Source organism: Bacteroidota bacterium (genome assembly GCA_016183775.1).
Taxonomy (GTDB): domain Bacteria; phylum Bacteroidota; class Bacteroidia; order JABDFU01; family JABDFU01; genus JABDFU01.
This window is the reverse complement of sequence record JACPDY010000047.1, coordinates 33,386-53,044: the sequence shown is the minus strand read 5'-3', so window position 1 is coordinate 53,044 and position 19,659 is coordinate 33,386. Positions and strand designations below refer to the sequence as shown.

At 40.3% G+C, this 19,659-nt stretch carries 11 protein-coding genes; 9 read left to right on the top strand and 2 right to left on the bottom strand.

From position 1 onward, the window contains the following. Nucleotides 1-4: 4 nt before the first annotated feature. Both HYU69_06190 and pssA read right to left on the bottom strand, forming a co-directional pair. A complete protein-coding gene (locus HYU69_06190; protein ID MBI2269935.1) occupies nucleotides 5-1,672 on the bottom strand; it encodes a hypothetical protein in 1,668 nt (555 codons plus the stop codon). Then, nucleotides 1,673-2,701, bottom strand: a complete 1,029-nt coding sequence (gene pssA / locus HYU69_06185) for a CDP-diacylglycerol--serine O-phosphatidyltransferase (GenBank protein ID MBI2269934.1) — start codon at nucleotides 2,699-2,701, stop codon at nucleotides 1,673-1,675. It lies immediately after the preceding gene. Between the two features lie 66 nt (nucleotides 2,702-2,767). Here pssA and HYU69_06180 point away from each other — a divergent pair, with 66 nt between their 5' ends. From HYU69_06180 to HYU69_06140, 9 genes are all read left to right on the top strand, one after another. Beyond that, nucleotides 2,768-4,252, top strand: a complete 1,485-nt coding sequence (locus HYU69_06180; protein MBI2269933.1) for a hypothetical protein — start codon at nucleotides 2,768-2,770, stop codon at nucleotides 4,250-4,252. A gap of 1 nt (nucleotide 4,253) precedes the next feature. After that, entirely contained in the window at nucleotides 4,254-5,675 is a 1,422-nt protein-coding gene (locus HYU69_06175; protein MBI2269932.1) for an MBOAT family protein, read from the top strand. A 1-nt stretch (nucleotide 5,676) separates the two neighbouring features. Next, a complete protein-coding gene (locus HYU69_06170; protein MBI2269931.1) occupies nucleotides 5,677-6,606 on the top strand; it encodes a hypothetical protein in 930 nt (309 codons plus the stop codon). A gap of 146 nt (nucleotides 6,607-6,752) precedes the next feature. Continuing rightward, complete coding sequence (locus HYU69_06165) at nucleotides 6,753-7,832, top strand: PorV/PorQ family protein (protein ID MBI2269930.1); 1,080 nt, start codon at nucleotides 6,753-6,755, stop codon at nucleotides 7,830-7,832. Between the two features lie 356 nt (nucleotides 7,833-8,188). Continuing rightward, on the top strand, nucleotides 8,189-13,297 hold the full coding sequence (locus HYU69_06160) for a hypothetical protein (protein ID MBI2269929.1): 5,109 nt from the start codon (nucleotides 8,189-8,191) through the stop codon (nucleotides 13,295-13,297). Between the two features lie 169 nt (nucleotides 13,298-13,466). Continuing rightward, nucleotides 13,467-13,799: a hypothetical protein gene (locus tag HYU69_06155; protein MBI2269928.1), complete on the top strand. Its 333-nt coding sequence runs from the start codon at nucleotides 13,467-13,469 to the stop codon at nucleotides 13,797-13,799. Nucleotides 13,800-13,953: 154 nt separating this feature from the next. Continuing rightward, complete coding sequence (locus tag HYU69_06150; GenBank protein ID MBI2269927.1) at nucleotides 13,954-15,024, top strand: efflux RND transporter periplasmic adaptor subunit; 1,071 nt, start codon at nucleotides 13,954-13,956, stop codon at nucleotides 15,022-15,024. Between the two features lie 11 nt (nucleotides 15,025-15,035). Continuing rightward, a complete protein-coding gene (locus HYU69_06145) occupies nucleotides 15,036-18,191 on the top strand; it encodes an efflux RND transporter permease subunit (GenBank protein ID MBI2269926.1) in 3,156 nt (1,051 codons plus the stop codon). Nucleotides 18,192-18,193: 2 nt separating this feature from the next. Further along, nucleotides 18,194-19,624: an efflux transporter outer membrane subunit gene (locus HYU69_06140; protein ID MBI2269925.1), complete on the top strand. Its 1,431-nt coding sequence runs from the start codon at nucleotides 18,194-18,196 to the stop codon at nucleotides 19,622-19,624. Nucleotides 19,625-19,659 lie beyond the last annotated feature (35 nt).

The window sequence follows — 19,659 nt, the reverse complement described above, 5'->3', positions numbered from 1 at the left end:
GAGGCTAAAAATCGTAGTAAAGGTTTGATAATGAGGTTTTGAAGCTGATGTAGGGCATGGTAAATGGGCCATTGACCGGATCGCCATCCCTGTAGATGAATCCGGCAGTCAATTGCATATTTGTAACCGGATTGACAATATAGCTTATCGAAAAATCAATATTTACAATAGTTAGCTGTTCTCCCTGGTTTTGAAAATTGTTTGTAGAGTTTATTCCATTAACTGCAGAGATATCTGAAACGAAAATATTGTTTCCCATTGTTGATCCAAGCGGTTGCGGAAAAAAAGGTAAGATTTGAAACCTATTGTTTGTTCCAATTGAAGCATAAGTTAGTTTAGCCCGGGAAATAAAATCTTTATACCTGTAACTTAAAATCCCTGTAAATTCCCTGAAGTTAGCGCCAAGCGGATGTGCTAATGGTTGGTTGTAGTGCGAATAACTCTGCTCAGGATCTATACTTGCATATGTATATGGACGAACCTGGTTATACTCCATCAAAATACTCAGATTTTTTGCAGTAAATAAGTTGTGTCCTTTAAATCCAACCTGGAAACCTTGCTTATTAAATACTGAACCTTTTACATCGTAACCATCCAAAACATATTGTCCGTATATAGACAGGTTTTTGAAAATTTTCAACTTCAGTGTCGAACCTAACAATACATTGTTTGTATTGTTGAGCGAATAAACAAGTGAGTTTGTAAAAATAACCGGGTTGAAATAATTGACGTCTAAATTTTGTCTGTTTTTACTATCGGCTGCTTCCCAGATTATCCCCTGGAACAATCCAAGCTGTATGCGTTTGTGGACGTTCCAGTTGAGGAACTGAAAGCTTGCAGCTTTTTTCTGAAATAAAGGTTCAGAACCTAAAGATGTTATAGAATGGCCATTACTAAGATTTATGAAAACAGCATACAAATTAGTGTACTGGATTTTTCCAAAAGTTGTGGTGACCCGTAGGTGTGGATAGTTAAACGCATTATCCGATAATAAAAGTGAACGATAACCATCGCCGACAAAATGTTTACCGTGTCCCAATTGTACATTAATGTGTTTGTTGGGAGTGTAAGACAAATACCCGGCAGCCATTGCATAATCATATCCATTGGTTTTAAATTTTTTCCAACGACCCTGTCCCGGAATTACTTTGTACAAATCAGCATAAGTGGAAATGTAATCAGGGAATGTAGACTGGTTCTCATAAAATGAACTTTCAAATGACAAATTTTTGCCAATATCCCCCCGAACCATGAAGCCGCGTGTATTTGTATAAAGATTTTCTGAGTTGATCCCATCATTACCTCTGCCCAATTGAAAATTAAATAACGGATCAATGGTGAAATGAAATTTGTCGTTAGTATCATTTATAATTATTAAACTCTCTTGTTTTAATTTGCGTTTGATGAATTTACTACGAGCAGGCATTAAATAGGTTGAATCTAATTGCGTGGCAAGATCGATGAGATTCCGGAAGCTGTATTCACTTAAAAAGTGTTTCTCCTGATTTTCAATAGCTGGTCGAAACCCGCTATGGATAGGTTGTTGGCCGGGATTTTTATTGTCGGTAAAATTATATAGCCAGTCACTGTCATAGCTAAGCGGAATGTTTTTCTGCTGGGCACAAAGTGCTCCGGCTAAAATTGATAGAAAAAAAGCGAAGCGTAAAGACATTTATGCCGCTTTTTTGAAAAGGTTATTTACAACAGACAACAGAATATACAGGACAATTATGAACGGAACAGCAATGAACTTAAGTGCAGCAAACATTATAAGGGTCAATCCTAAAAAAATGAATCTTATTTTATTATCGGCCCAGCTGAAGTTTTTGAATTTAAGGGCAAAGAGCGGCAGTTCCGATACCATTAATAGCGACATAAGAATTGTAATGATAACAAGTGAATACGTGTGGAATAGCAGTAAAGACACCTTAATAATAAAAGAGTGTGTGCCTGGCTGCTGGGGATGCAGCTTGTCAAGAAGTAAATTGAGGTTATATATGACGTGTATAACGGGTAAAGATGCTACCAATATCGCGGTAGCCGGAGTGGGAACACCAATAAAAGAATCGGATTGCCGCGTATCAATATTAAATTTGGCTAACCGTATGGCCGAAAAAATAGGGATCAATAAAGCAATAAATGCAATCGGGCTTGCTTTGCCTTCCAGTTTACAGATCAGTTGAAAAATTATGATGCCCGGCAAAACCCCGAAGGTGACCATGTCGGCCAGTGAATCAAGTTGTTTGCCTATTTCGGAATGAACTTTCAATAGCCTTGCAACAAATCCGTCCAGGAAATCAAACACGGCCGCCAGTCCGATAAAATAAGAAGCATAAAGTAAATTAGTGTTTCCTTTCAGCGCGAAAATGATTCCCATGCACCCGCAAAGTAAATTCATGCAGGTTATGGCGTTGGGTATGTTTTTTTTAATATCCAAGTATAAAATTTTAACAAACTTAGTGATTTTTTGGGAGGGAAATTTGTCGTACACCCGGCAGGTGAGAAAATTATTTAATAGCAATTGTCTCCGATCTAAAATCTTTTTCCCGTCCTCCTCGCCCTCGCCCCTCGCCCCTCGTCCCTCGCCTCGTCCCACGTCCCTCGCCCCACGTCCCACATCCCTCGCCCCACGTCCCACATCCCTCGCCCCACGCCCCACGTCCCTCGCCCCTCGTCCCACGCCCCTCGCCCCACGTCCCATGTCCCATGTCCCTCGCCCCAATCCCCTTTTTATTATTAGTTTTGCCTAACCTCAAATGCATAAGCCTTGGAGATTCTGCTGACTTTAGCGTACTCGTTTTTATTTATCTGGCTTATTACCCGTTTACATTTTTTTCAAATTGATGGTATTCCGCGCCTTTGGCTAATTGCGGTTTTTCTATTGAAAGTTCTTTCCGGCGTGTTTTTCTGGTACATCTATACGTACTATTACCCGGTGCGTAATCAAGCGGATATATATAAGTATTTTGATGACAGCAAGATCATGTTCGATGCCCTGCATCAGCATCCGTCTGATTTCTTTAAAATGTTATTTGGTTTTGATAGCGCACCTTATTTATACGACGAGTATTATTCCAAAATGCAATTGTGGTCGCCGCGGTTTAAGCACGCGGTAAATCTCGAAAATCACACCATGATAAGGTTAAGCGTTTTGTTTCGTTTGTTTTCAATGGGGTTTTACCAGGTGCACAATGTATTTATCAACGCGCTCTCATTTGCCGGACTTGTTGCTTTGTATAAAGCATTCGTTGGTTATGCAACGGGAAAAAACAAACTCTTGTTCATAGCGATTTTTCTTGTTCCTACAGTTCTTTTCTGGGGCTCAGGTGTGATACGCGAAAGTTTTATTTTATTCGCCATGGGCTTTACCATATATTATTGGAATAGGTTAACGGCTGAACAGGGGAATGCAAAGAATATAATTGCTTTCATTGTATTTATCCTGTTATTATTTGTCATAAAAATAACGCTGTGCGTATTAATAATATCGGGATGTGCGGCCTGGTATTTAAGCATACATATCAGGCGCTGGCCTGTAGCAGTAAATTTTGTGCTGCTTACATTTCTTGGATTTTCCGCAGTGGCCGCTCTTGCCAAATTTACGTCCCATAATTATTTCAATACTTATGTAACAAAGCAAATTGATTTTATAAATATTTCCAATGGAGGATTATATTTGCTTAACAGCAATAAAATGATCTACATCCCTTATGTCAAACGGGAGAAATTGCTTGAGCAGGTTGGCGATTCAATATATAAGGTGCGTCCGGGTTCGGATTATTATTACTATAATATGCCTAATTCGGCGGATACGAATTATGTATACAATTCAACCGACACACTTACCTATAAATTATTTTCAGCTACAGTGCCGGCGAAAAGTATGATCAGGATACCTTTATTATCAGCAACTCCCTGGAGTTTTATCAAAAATTCGCCAACAGCTTTTGTGAATGTTTTCGCCCGGCCTTCTGTTTTTGAAAGTTTCGACCCTTTCACACTCATTGCTGCTCTTGAGAATGAGGCGGTGCTGCTGCTGCTTATAATTACATTGATGTTGATAAACCGTTCCGCTTTTAATGAACCCGCTTTGTGGTTTTGTTTGTTTTTGGTGACAGGCTTTTATGTGATGATCGGGTGGGTAACGCCAATACTTGGGGCAATTGTAAGGTACAAGGCAGTTGTGTTTCCCTTTTTAATGATCGCTCTTGTTTTGTTATTCGATCACACAAAGAAATTTAAACTACGCTAAGGTGCTGTTCAACTCCGTTCACTTTATGATCTTTTTGCCGGTAGTGTTTACACTCTTCCGGCTGCTTGAAAACAAATACAGATGGATGCTGCTGCTGGCCGCCAGCTACTATTTTTACCTGAGCTGGAGTATTGGAGTCGGAGCAGTACTTTTGTCACTCACCTCGATCAGTTTTTATACAGCTTTACAGATATCAAAGTCAGGTGAACTAAACATCCGAAAACGATGGCTCTGGCTGGGAATAGTATTTAACCTGCTTTGTCTGGTCGCATTTAAATATTCCGGATTTTTTTATTCAACTGTATCGGTTACATTAACCGGGCATGATAGCAGCATCTCCGCATTGTTCCGGAATTTAATTGTCCCGGTTGGTTTGTCGTTTTATACGTTCAGACTTATGTCCTATTTGATAGATGTATACAGAGAGAAAATACAACCCGAACACCATTTCGGAAAGTTCGCTCTGTTCGCTTCTTTCTTTCCGGTCATATTATCAGGCCCCATAGAAAGATTTTCTGCTCTGAATGCTCAATTATTTTCGCCAAAGAAATTAAATTATAATTCACTTGCATCGGCTGTACGTATTGCTACCTGGGGGTATTTTAAAAAGATTGTAATTGCCGACAGGCTGGCGGAGTTTGTAGATCCTGTTTTTTTCGCTCCACAAAATTATTCGGGCGGAACGTTATTAGTTACAGCCTTCTTTTTCGTGGTCCAATTATATGCCGATTTTTCGGGCTATACTGATATTGTTACCGGTATTGCCCGCTTATTTGGCATTGAACTTTCGATCAACTGGCGAAGGCCCTTACTGGCGCGTTCGTTGGTTGTTTTCTGGAAACGTTATCATATAACGCTTACTTCCTGGTTCCATGATTATGTATACATGCCGTTGGTGAGTAACAGCCGCTCATACGCGTTTTGGGTGCTGAATATTTTTGTTGTGTTTTTGATCAGCGGTTTGTGGCACGGAGGCAGCCTCACGTTTGTGGCCTGGGGTGCCATGCATGGGTTTGTTTACGTTATCGAAGTTTTGCTGAATAAAAAGATCAGGTTTTCAAAACCATTTTTTATTATCGGTTGGCTATATGTGATTGCGTTTCACACCCTTTCGTTGATCGCCTTTCGTGCCAACAATATGGTTGACCTGGGTGTCATTTACAAAAAAATATTCGCGTTCAATTATAGTTTCAGTCAGGCTATTCATGAACTCGCAGGCATAAATTCTTTTTTTCCGTTAGTGCTGAGTGCGATGCTCATAGTGCTTTTATTTATGAAGGAATTAAATGAAGAGTTCATGTTTTCTGCCGGCTATAAACGGGTGGGATCATTCGCCAGGGCCGTATTTTATGTGACTATTTTCGTGCTCATTTTTGTCTTGGGAAAATTTAATGCTAATGAGTTTATTTACTCACATTTTTAATTTGAAGAAAGTATTTATATACCTGTTACTTGCTATCTGCCTTTCCTACGTGGCGCGCGAACTTATTTATGTGGGTTTGCGCAAAAGCAGCTCGGGCGAATTCGGAAAACTCAATACTATATTCATAAAACAAAATTTTTACGACGCGTTGATAATCGGTTCATCCCGGGCTGAGTCACATTTTTTGCCAGCTGTTATAAATTCAGTTAGCGGTCTGGATTGCTTTAATGCAGGGCAAAGCGGTGCCATGCAGGAACTTAACTTAACTATACTGCGTTCGTACCTTGTTCATAGTGCAGCACCAAAAATACTTGTGCTTAATATAGATATTCATTTACCCAACGAGGGCTCGGATACCATTCATCACTTTCCGAAGTATTTTCCTTATCTCGGCAATAATGTATTGTACGAACATTTGAAAAAGCAGGATCCCCGTTTCTGTTGGTTTAAATGGATATCTTTTTACAGTTTACCTTATATAAATGATTATTACCTGGCTGCTTCGCTTCGCGGCTGGATGGATGAAAAGACTGACGATGACAAAAAGTACGCAAAAGGATTTATCCCCGAGCAAAAACGCGTGGAAGACCCGGATAGAGATACATATCCGCTAATTGATTACACCATTGACGCCGAGGTATGCAAAAACATAAACGATATCATTGCAGTTTGCAAGCAAAATAATATATGGCCGGTACTGGTCGTTTCTCCGCTTTATTACAAGGTTTCCGAATCCATTACAGATAGGGCGGCATCCATAAGCCTGCTTAAAAAACTGGCGAACGAACACGATATTCCGTTTTTAGATTATACCACCGATGAAATGTGTTTCAAAAAGGAATATTTTGTTAATCCCCGTCACCTCAACAATACAGGAGCTCATATTTTCTCACAAAAGTTTGCGGAGCATTTGCTGCAATATTTGCGGTAAAGAGCCGTTTACTGAATTTTAGCAGGTTGGGTGAAGGATGTGTGAAATAACCTGATTAGATTCAGCTATGCTGATTCCATGCATTTTAAACCAAACAGCATCAGTAGACTCTTGAAAATCAAACTTTATTTTTAACTTTATACGGTATGCGAAATTGTAAGCAAATTCTGCAGGCTATTGCTTTTGTTGCGTTAAGTAACACCTTGTATGCACAGGTGAAGTACAGCAACGAGTTTTTAAGGATTGGGGTGGGTGCCCGCGCGCTTGGCATGGGGAATGCCTCTATCGCCACTGTAAGTGATGCGAGTTCAGGGTATTGGAACCCGGCTGGCTTGCTTCATTTAAAAAGTAACCTCGAGGTATCTTTAATGCACAATGAGTATTTCGCCGGCATAGCCAAGTACGATTATGGCGCTATTGCAGCACGCATTGACAGTTCCAGCGTAGCTTCTTTAAACATTATCCGCGTTGCGGTGGATGATATCCCCAATACCACCCAGCTTATTGATGCCAACGGGTATCTTGATTACGACAGGATATCCACCTTTTCCGCAGCCGATTACGCCTTTATATTCTCGTATGCCAAACAGCTTAAAATACCGGGGCTTCGCCTGGGTGGAAGCGCGAAAATCATTCGCCGCACTGTGGGTGATTTTGGGGGTGCCTGGGGCTTTGGGCTTGATGCCGGGGCACAGTACGATTATAAAAAATGGCACCTGGCCGCTATGATCCGTGACGTTACGTCCACCTTCAACGCCTGGAGCTATAGCCTTGACCCGCAAACAATAGCTGTTTTTCAGCAAACAGGTAACAAAATACCCGAAAATTCCGTAGAAGTTACAAAGCCGGGACTCCACTTAGGCGGCGCGCGGAAATTCACATTTAAAGAAAAGTTTTCACTGATGGCGGAACTTGATCTGATAACGACTTTTGACAGAAAACGAAATACATTGATTAAAAGCAATTTTGCAAGTATAGATCCCTGCATAGGAATTGAGGCCGGGTTTAAAGATTTTATTTTTCTAAGAACGGGTATTGGTAATTTTCAAACCATTACTGATATAACAGGAAGCACTGTTCATACGCTTCAGCCCAATATTGGTGTTGGGGTGAAAATAAAAGCGCTTACCCTTGATTACGCGCTTACAAATATTGGTGAAGCGGTTGGTTTATATTCAAATGTTTTTTCGCTTAAGCTCGGTATAAATAAACACGCGCATAAGTGATTTAGGATTAAGAATTTATTAGAGATTATTTTGGTTGAATGTTTTATTATCCCCAGTCCGCAATTAGGGTCTACCGAAAGGGTGACCTCAACAAAATTGGATTACAAATGATTACGAAATTATATTGTTTACCTGCGCGCCGGCCACGACAAAACGCGATGCCGTGTAGCCTGTGTGTAAGCAATCGTTTTGTCTTGATTTCTTTTGTTACTTTTCTTCATCAAGGAAGAAAAGTAAGTGTATAATTTTTAGCTGAGAAAGATTAAAATTCGTGAATTTATGTTGAAGTGGCGAGTACATTAAGAAACTAATTTCATTGCACACGAATATTTTGAGTAGGCTCAAATTAATTTGGGATGTTAAAGGTTACTAAATATTTATTATTCCTATTGCTTTTTACATCATCCACGGTGATCCTGGCACAGCCATACGGAAATGAGTGGATCAATTACAATCAGAAATATTTTAAAGTAAAAGTAGCCAGCGATGGCGTTTATCGCATTAACGCTGCAACATTCGCTTCAGCCTGTGCGGCTGCGGGAGTTCCTGTCGGTTCTGTCAATCCTCAAAATTTGCAGGTATTCAACAAAGGTGTCGAACAATTTATTTATGTGGAGGGAGAAGCTAACGGTTCGTTTGACAGCGGCGACTACATAGAATTTTACGCGCAGCACAACGATGCCAAATTCGACTCTTCACTTTACTTCGGGATATCATACCTGCCAAATCCGTATTACAGCCTGTTTAATGATACTGCCGCATATTTTCTTACCTGGAATAATTCAACGGCCAATAAGCGATTTGTGTCGGAGACGGATACTACATTCAGCGCATATACGCCGGCCGATTATTTTATAAATGATGTGGCTGTTGTGCCGTTAGGCAATTATTATGATGGTGAAACGGCCCAATCGGGCTTGGGCATTACCGATCCACAATACACTAAAGCCGAAGGCTATTTCAGCGGATTCGGGATAAACAAAAGCAGTAATACGCCGGGTGTATTAACGGTACCGGTCCCCACTAAAAATGTTTATTTGGCCGGGCCTTCTGCGCAAAGCAGGCTCGTGCTTTCTGGCGAATCGCAGGATGGCAGTATGGGGAACGACCATCACCTTACAATTGAATATGTCGGCTCAGGCAGTTTGACGCTCTTAACCGACCAGAAATTTTACGGGTATAAATCATTTCCGTTCAACTATACATTTACACCTGCACAATTGGGATCGTCAACCACCAATTTTGTGTTGTCTACACTAACGGATGTCTCCGCTCAATCGCCGGGCACCATTGCGCTTTCATACATTAAATTGAGTTACCCGCATACGTATGACCTTGAAGGTGCCGCGAATTTTACTATGTATGTTCCGGATCATACAGTCCTGTCGAAATCATTTTTGAATATCAGCAATTTCACAACCGCCGGAGCCAATGATACGGTACGTTTGTTTGACCTCACTAATGGCAGGCGGATAAAGGTTGTTAAGAATGGCTCTGTTGCAAATGCTTTCAAGGCGTTGGTGCCGAATGGGGGACAAAAAAAATGTTTCATCACTTCCGATGCGCAGGTTAAAACTGTCGCTTCATTAAACCCTGTGAATGTATCGGGCACATTTACCAACTACAAAGCGCAGGCAGCCGATTCGGCTTACCTGATCGTAACACACCGTAGCTTAATGACCGAAGTAAGCAATTACAAAAATTATCGTTCTTCAATTGCCGGAGGCAGCCATAATGTTATCGTAACTGATATTGATGAGCTGTATGACCAGTTCGCGTATGGAATTAATAAACACCCATTGGCGGTAAGGGGTTTTGCCGATTATACATTGGACAGCTTTCCGACAAAGCCGCAGTTTTTGTTTCTTATTGGTAAATCAATAAATGCGAAGGATTGCAGGAAGGGCGGTACGAATTATTCTGCCTGCCTTGTCCCAACCTTTGGTAATCCAAGTGTTGACATAATGTTCACATCCGGTTTAAACGGAACTTATCTTGAACCCGCTATTGCCACAGGTCGCCTTGCTGCAAGAACACCGGCTGATGTAAAAATATACCTGGATAAAGTAAGAGACTATGAAAGTAATGCCCCGGCTGATTGGATGAAAGAGGTGCTTCATTTTGCAGGCGGTGACGATGTATATCAGAATCAAACGTTCAGGTATTTTCTTGATAGTTATAAGAAAATTATTGAGGATACACTTTTCGGTGGGCATGTAAAAACGTATTCAAAAGTGTCATCCGACCCCATCTCCATCAATACATCGGCTGAGTTGAAAGACCGCATCAACAAAGGCGTTTCGTTAATGACATTTTTCGGACATTCTTCAGGTCAGAGCTGGGATATCGGTATTGATAAACCTTCGAGTTATGATAATAAACCCCGTTATCCGTTTTTATTATCGAACGGTTGTTATGCGGGTGATATTCATAAGGATTATGCGACACTTGAAAACAGTACGAACAGCGAACAATTTATTTTAACCCAGGATAAAGGCGCAATCGGATTTTTAGCAGCAGGCTCGCTGGGGCTCTCAAATGTATTGCAGGAATACTCCACGGCAATAAATAAAAAAATAGGTATGGATGAGTATGGCAGCCCCATTGGAAAATGCATCAAGGCGGCTATAAAATCGATCGAAGGTGGCGCGGTAAGTGATATAACCCGTAAAGCAGGTTACCTCGAAATGACCCTGCATGGTGACCCTGCTGTGATCATCAATTCTCCCAGGCTGCCTGATTATAATATCACTACAAGCGATGTTTCATTTAATACAACATACAAGACCGATACGTTTATTGTAAGTGTAGCGCACAGCAATTTAGGGCGTGCGATAAACAGGAATTATGTGATTGAAATTGTCAGGACTTTCCCGAATGGAAAAATGCAAACATACCTCATTGATACACTCGCGCCTAAATTCAGGGATACTTTAAGTATTAAAATGCCTGTTGATTTTGTGAATGGGGTGGGCCTTAACAAATTTAAAGTGACACTCGATTTCATGGGCTCAATAACCGAAATGTCGGAACTCAATAATGTGACCTTGCCGGATGCTGAATTGTTGATACGTGGAAATGTGATCATCCCGGTTTACCCTTACAACTATGCCATCATCCCGAACAATACGGTTCGATTAAAGGCATCAACCGCCAATGTATTTGCCGGCGCGATCAGCTACAAATTTCAGATCGATACTACAGATGCATTCAATAGCCCGGTTATGAGTACAAGTACTATTACAAGTGCAGGTGGTGTTGTGGAATGGACACCCCCTGTAACATTAACTGACAGCACTGTGTATTACTGGCGTGTAAGTGCCGACAGCACTTCCCCTTTGAATCCTTTCAACTGGCGCGAAAGTTCGTTCCAATATATTAACGGTAAGCGCGGTTGGGGACAGGCTCATTTTTTTCAGTTCAAGAACGATGGTTATCAGTATGTGCAATACAATAAGCCCCAGCGCAGGTTCGATTTTGTGAACGATATAAAAAGTATACATGTACAAACTATGAATTACTGGAATTATAGTCAGACCGATCGTTCAAGTTATGATTATCCTCAATTCTGGATCAATACGGATGTATTGATGAAAGCCGGCTGCGGAGGTTCAAATTATAGTTTTGCCAGGATCAGTCCTGTGACCGGTATTCCTGAGCAGAGCCAATACGACGCTGCGAAAACCCTCACGGACGGAAACGGTGAGAACCTGGGGCAATATTATAATTACCACTGTTTAATGCCAACCACACGGCCCATGAATGTTTTTGTGTATCATAATTACGATGCAACATGGCTGCAGCGTATAAAAAATTTCGTTGATTCTGTACCAACAGGTCATTACGTGATGTGTTATACCCAGGACGCGCGTTTATTTAAGAGTGGAAGAGACTCCGCGCTTTATACTACTTTTGAAAAGATCGGCAGCTCGAAGATCAGGACCATTAACGACTCCATGCCCTATATTATTTTTGGAGTTAAAGGAGGCGCTATAGGTACTGCAAAGGAAAGCATTGGTACTTATTTCAAGCAACAGGTACAACTCGATACTTCTTTTACAACCAACTGGGACGAAGGGTATGTTGCTTCGGAGATCATTGGTCCTGCTCTAAGCTGGGATTCTTTGTTCTGGCGCCAACAAAAGCTGGAAACATCCGCCAGTGCGGATAGTATACGATTACGTGTTATAGGCATTAAAAGCGATGGCACGGAAACTGTCATCGTGAACGGGTTTGTAACCGACTCGGCGGAAGTGAATCTTAAACCTTATTTAAACGCGTCAACGTATCCGTATATAAAACTGGTGGCATACATGAAAGACGATTCACTTCATGATCCGCCTCAGTTGGTGCGTTGGCAGGTGATATATACTCCTGTACCCGAAGCGGCTATTAATCCATTAGCGGCAGGCGGCCTCACTTTTTATAATGACACAGTGCAGGAAGGTGATAATGTTAAACTCACATATCCGGTTCAGAATATAAGCGAATATGATTTTGTTGACAGTATACTCATCACATCCTGGGTGGAGGATAATAAGGGGGTGATGCATACCAATCCCGACAGAATGAAGAAAAAACCATTTGTTGCCGGTGAAATTATGTATGATACAATAACGGTGAATACAGAAGGGTTTGCCGGTTATAATAATTTATGGGTAGAGGTGAACCCGGTTGGGAAACCAAAGTCGCAGTTGGAGCAATATCATTTTAATAATATTATGAGTTTGGGTTTTACGGTCAGTTCGGATCATATCAACCCCTTACTGGATGTAACATTTGATGGTATTCATATTCTTGACAGGGATATTGTTTCGGCCAAGCCGTCCATTTTAGTGAAACTGAAAGATGAGAATAAATTCCTCGCGCTCAACAGTCCGGATGATTTTGCGGTATTTATTAAAAAGCCTTCTTCTTCTGCGACAGAGCCTGTAGCTTTTGGGTCGCAACTCACTTTTACACCGGCAGTATTACCAAATAACAGTTGCAAAATTAATTATACGCCATCATTTGCCGAAGATGGCATTTATGAGTTGACGGTGCAGGCCAAAGATCGTTCCGGTAATCTTTCAGGCAGCCTTGATTATAAAACCCGTTTCGAGGTTATAACAAAATCAACCATTACAGAGTTGATGAATTACCCCAATCCTTTTTCTACTGCAACCCGTTTTGTATTCACATTAACAGGTACTGAGATCCCTGATAATCTTAAAGTTCAGATAATGACTGTTACGGGTAAAGTGGTCCGTGAAATTACAAGGGATCAATTGGGCCCTATTCATATTGGCCGTAATATCACAGAGTACGCCTGGGACGGGAAAGATGAGTTTGGCGACCAGTTGGGAAATGGTATTTACCTGTACCATGTGCAAACCCGCCTCAACGGCGCTTCAATCGAAAAGCGCGCCAGCGGAGCTGATGCGTTTTTTACGAGGGGATTCGGTAAAATGTATCTCATGCGATAAGGGTATCTTAATGTACGTTGAGCTTCTCGAAACAAACATTAAATACAGGTGCGAATTTGTTAAACACCCTGCGATAATTACTTTGGGTCTTTGTTTTTCATTTTGTACATTTGAATTCAATATGACAATTTTCAGAAAACATATATTTTCCAGATTTTTATGTGTTGTAATGGCTTTGCATATTTTCAATTTAAGCATTGATGCGCCGGATGCAGCACCTGACAGTATACCGGAAGATCTTAGCGTTAATGATATCGAAAGCATTACAGAACTTATTTTAGAGGATGTTTTGCTGATTGTTAACGCCATACCTGAATCAGATGATCAGGATAATGACAACGGTTGCGAGTTTGAAAAAAAAGTAGATTTTTTCTCGCATAAAATTGAAATTATTCCGCAGGATCAGGCCTTAATAAAATTTCCTGTCCTGTTCCCTTTCTACTTCGACACTTTTCTGAATTCTCAACTCCCGGAGATCTCCACTCCGCCACCTCAAGCCTGACCTCATTGCCAACGTTTTGTTTGAGCAGCTGAGTTTTTTTCATAAGCCGGATTTCGAAATCACATATTTATTTTAGTGAAAGCCAGTTTTCATTACTCAGCCGGTTAAGTTTCACGTTTAATCATTGATTTATTATTCAATATTGATTTAGTGTATGAAAAAATTAATTATTAGTTCCGGTATTGCGCTGCAGGTATTTGTTACGGCTTGCTCTATATCAGGCAAGGAAGAAGCAAAGGGAAACGAAACCTTTCAGGTTATGTCCCCAATCATTATGGACACTGTTTATGTCCGTGAATATGTTGCAGACATCCACTCATTACAAAATGTGGAAATAAGAGCGAGAATCAGGGGCTACATAGAAGCAATCTATGTTGATGAAGGTAAACCTGTAAAAGCAGGACAATTTCTTTTCAGCATCAGTCCGAAAGAATATGAAAGCGATTTGCTGAAAGCCAAAGCCTTAAGAAAAGCGGCTGAGGTAGAAGTGCAAAGTGCAAAAACTTTGGTTGACAAAAATGTTATCTCTAAAACAGAATTGGAATTAGCGCAATCAAAATTGGAGGAAGCAAAAGCCAATGAAGCGCTGGCTGCTTTAAAGCTTTCATATGCCCAAATAAAAGCCCCCTTTGACGGGATCATTAATAGAATACCGAATAAAACAGGCAGTCTTATTGATGAAGGATCACTACTGACTTCTATCTCTGATAACAAACAGGTATTTGCATACTTCAATGTTTCAGAAAAAGAGTATTTGGATTTTACTACAATGAAAGATTCCGCCAACAAGAATGAAGTCACATTAGTATTAGCAAATAACCAGGTTCATAAATACAAAGGTACTATTGAAACTGTTGATGGAGAGTTTGACAAAGCAACCGGTAACATTGCATTCAGGGCGCGATTCCCTAATCCCAATCTTGTTTTGAAGCACGGATCAAGTGGGAAAATTCAGGTAAAGAACGAATTAAAAAATGCAATGCTGGTTCCCCAAAAATCAACTTTTGAAGTTCAGGAGAAAACATGTGTGTATATAGTAAACAGCAAGAATGAAATAGAGATAAAGACCTTTTTTCCAAAATTACGCTTACCGTATTTGTATGTTGTTGCATCGGGCTTATTGTCAACGGATAAAATTATTTATGAAGGTGTGCAGCGGGTAAAAGAAGGTGATAAAATAATTTCTTCACCTGTCTCTATTGAGCAAGCGCTTTCAGATCATTAAAATAATGAAATATGTTTTCAAGATTTATTCATAGGCCTGTTTTATCAATTGTAATATCATTACTCATTGCACTATTGGGACTATTAGCGTTAACACAATTACCAATGGCGCAATTTCCAGGCATTGCACCACCCGAAGTAAATGTTACTATCGAATATACAGGAGCCAACGCAGAAACCGTAACCAAAGCGGCAATTGTTCCTTTGGAACGGGCCATTAACGGTGTGCCGGGTATGAAATACATGTCGTCTGATGCAGGGAATGATGGAGTTGGGGTCGTTCAGGTAATTTTTGAAGTAGGTACAAATCCGGATGTAGCTGCGGTGAATGTGCAAAACAGAGTTGCAGCAGTGATGGGAGAATTACCTGCGGAGGTGATCCGAAATGGAGTAAAAATTGCCAAAGAAGAAAACGCAATGTTGATGTATCTCAACATCTATAGTTCCGATACAGCCTTACAGGAAAAATTTCTGTACAATTTTACGGACATAAATATTTTAGCGGAATTAAAGCGTATTGATGGCGTTGGTTATGCTGATATTTTGGGTGCAAAAGAATACGCTATGCGCGTTTGGCTAAAACCGGACAAAATGTTGGCGTATAATGTTTCTACAGGGGACGTTCTTGAAGCACTAAAAGAACAAAATATTGAAGCGGCTCCGGGAAAAGTAGGTGAAAGCACTGATAAAGAAGCACAATCTTTACAGTATGCAATTAAATACACCGGAAAATTTAACACAAAAGAACAATATGAAAATGTTCCCATTCGTGCTAATGATAGGGGTGAAATATTGCGGATTAGGGACATCGCAGACGTTGAATTTGGTACTATTTATTTTGATGTGGAAGCTAAATTAAATGGTAAACCTGCCGCATCTGTGATGCTGAAACAATTGCCGGGCTCTAATGCGAGCCAGGTGATCAGTAGGATCAAAAAACGTCTGGAGGAAATTAAAGAATCTACTTTCTTTAAAGGAATGGATTATGAGGTGAGTTATGACGTGTCTCGTTTCCTTGATGCATCTGTTCAGGAGGTTGTTAGAACGTTAGTTGAAGCATTCATATTGGTTTCATTAGTGGTGTTTGTTTTTCTGCAGGATCTTCGCTCAACAATAATCCCTGCCATTGCTGTTCCTGTTTCACTTATAGGAACTTTATTTTTCATGCAACTAATGGGGTTTTCTTTAAACCTGATTACACTCTTTGCGCTTGTGCTTGCAATTGGCATTGTGGTAGATAATGCCATTGTGGTGATAGAAGCTGTCCACGCTAAAATGGAAAAATCAAACATCGGGGCACGAAAAGCAACAGAACAGGCAATGAAAGAAATCAGCGGAGCGATCATTGCAATTACACTTGTAATGTCGGCAGTATTTGTTCCTGTAGCATTTATGTCAGGCCCATCAGGAATATTTTACCGTCAGTTTTCTTTAACAATGGCTGTTTCTATTGTGCTTTCAGGCCTTGTGGCGCTAACACTCACCCCTGCACTTTGCGCATTGCTGCTAAAAAATCCTCATGTTGAACATAAAAAAACAACATGGCTTACAGCGTTTTTTAATGGATTTAACAATTGGTATGGCAATCTTTCGGGTAAGTACCAAAAGATGCTTGCTGTAATTGCTAACCGCAGGCTAATTACATTCTCCATCCTGTTATTCTTTTGTGTTGGAACGAGATTTTTGGGCAGGTTTTTATCATCGGGGTTTATTCCGAACGAAGATCAGGGTACATTTTACGCAAGTATAACCACTCCATCGGGCGCTACTCTTGAACGAACAAAAGCAGTAGTAAACGAAGTACAAAAAATATGCGAATCAATAGATGTAATTGAATCGGCATCCTCGTTGGCCGGAACAAACATTTTATCAGATGGTACAGGAGCAACTTACGGCACTTGTTTAATTAACCTGAAAAGTTGGGATGACAGAAAAGAATCGGTAGATGATATTATCGCACTGTTAGGAGAAAAAACAAATCATATTAAAGATGCTAAAATTGAATTCTTTCCTCCTCCGGCCGTTCTCGGATATGGCAACGCAAGCGGTTTTGAGTTACGATTATTGGATAAAACAGGCAGTGGCGATTTTAAACAAATGGAAGCAGCCGTTAAGCAATTTATTGTCGACTTAAAATCCCGTCCTGAAATAGCGAGTGCCTTTACAATTTTTGATGCCAGTTACCCACAGTATATGCTGCATTTTGATAACGATATGGCCGCTAAAAAAGGCGTTACTGTTAATAATGCAATGGGTACTTTACAAACTATGTTAGGCAGTGAATATGCTACCAACTTTATCCGCTTCGGGCAAATGTATAAAGTGATGGTACAGGCTTTGCCGCAATACAGAGCAAAACCTGATGACATTTTAAAGCTAACAGTTAAGAACGACAAGGATGAACTGGTTCCTTTATCTGCATTCATTAGCATTGAACGTGTATATGGGGTGGATCAGATTACGCGTTATAATATGTACCCCTCTGCCGAATTGAACGGAGAAGCGAACGAAGGTTACAGCAGCGGAAGCACTATTAAAGCCATACAGGAAGTTGCAAAAACTAAATTGCCTAAAGGATATGACATTGATTGGGCGGGTATAACAAGAGATGAAGTTCAAGCGGGGAATGAGGCAGTATATATCTTTTTGATTTGTTTATTATTTGTGTATTTATTATTATCTGCGCAATACGAAAGTTTTCTTTTACCGCTCCCTGTTATCTTATCCCTGCCAACAGGGGTGTTCGGTGCATTTCTGTTTCTTTTAATGATGGGATTGGAAAATAACATTTACGCGCAAGTAGCAATGATCATGCTCATTGGTCTATTGGGCAAGAATGCTATCCTTATAGTTGAGTTCGCTTCCATGAGACACAGGGAAGGATCAACGCCATTACAAGCAGCCATTGAAGGTGCAACAGTGAGGTTACGACCTATTCTTATGACGTCATTCGCATTCATTTCAGGGTTAATCCCGTTGATGTTTGCAAGCGGTGCAGGCGCGGTGGGGAATAAAACTATTGGTTCGGCAGCAGCAGGCGGTATGCTATTCGGAACTGTTTTCGGTGTAATTATAATTCCCGGACTCTATGTTGTATTTGCAACACTTGCCGAAAAATTATCAATGAGAAGAACAAAAGAAGAAAAACCATTTACTGAGGATATCTGAATATGAAGGAAATAAGAACAATATTCTTTGGTTTTGTGGCAGTTTGTTTTCTGTTAATAAGTTGTAAAACCGCAAAAATAACAGAGACCAATAATATAAAAGCTGTCCCAACATCCTTTATGGGAGTAATGGATTCTTCCAATTCTGCCGGCATTAATTGGAAGGAATACTTTTCGGATGGTAATTTGATCGCGCTTATTGACACGGCTCTTGTCAATAATTTGGATGTATTAATGAGCCTTCAGAAAATTGAGGTAGCCGGGGGCAATGCGCGATTGAGCCGTGGAGCCTTATGGCCTGTTTTATCTGGTAATATTTCAACAGCTCAGAGAAAGTATGGATTATATACAATGGATGGTGCCGGAAATATCACAACCGAAATAACACCCGGTAAAATTGTTCCTACACATCTTCCCGATCATTATTTGGGATTGCAAACCTCATGGGAGATAGATGTTTGGGGTAAACTACGCAATAAAAGGAAAGCAGCTTTGGCACGCTATTTAGAAAGTATAGAAGGAAAAAATTGGCTAATTACAAATTTAATAACCGGGATCAGTACCGCTTATTATGAATTGCTCGAATTAGATAACCAATTAGAGATTATCAGAGAAACAATCAAACTGCAACAAACCGCCATTGATATTGTTAATGCACAGCGAGAAGCGGGAACAGCAAATGAGTTAGCCGTAAAGCAATTTAAAGCAGAACTGTTAAACACAAAAGCATTAGAGTTTGAAACACTACAACAGATTACTGAGTTCGAAAACAAAATTAATTTTCTGTTAGGCAGATACCCGCAAACAGTAAACAGAGACGGAACAGAATTAAACAAAGCCCTCTCACAAAATATTAAAATCGGCATCCCTTCAGACCTCTTAAAAAACAGACCCGATATTCGTGAAGCTGAATACGAATTATTAGCTTCAAAAGCAGATGTAAAATCAGCAAAGCTGGCTTTTTATCCATCCTTAAACATAGCTGGATCAATGGGATTTCAGGCATTTAATAGCACGTTTTTATTTACTTCTCCGCAATCAATAGCATACACATTATTAGGTAATTTAACCGCACCACTGATTAACAGAAGTGCAATACAGGCAGAATTCAAAACAGCCAAAGCCAATCAACTCAATGCACTGTATAATTACCAGAAAACCATTATCAATGGCTATGTTGAAGTGTATAATGAATTAGCCAACATTAAAAGCCTCGAACAGATAAATGAAATCAAAACAGAACAAGCAGAAATTTTGATCCAATCAATAGAAACATCTACCGACCTGTTTAAAACCGGACGTGCAAATTATCTCGAAGTTTTAAACGCACAACAAAAAGCCCTTCAAACTAAACTCGAGCTTGTAAATACAAAAAAACGACAATACAACGCCACAGTAAATATTTACAAAGCACTAGGTGGCGGCTGGAGATGATAATATACCCTGGCTCAACGGTTTACTGGCCTACT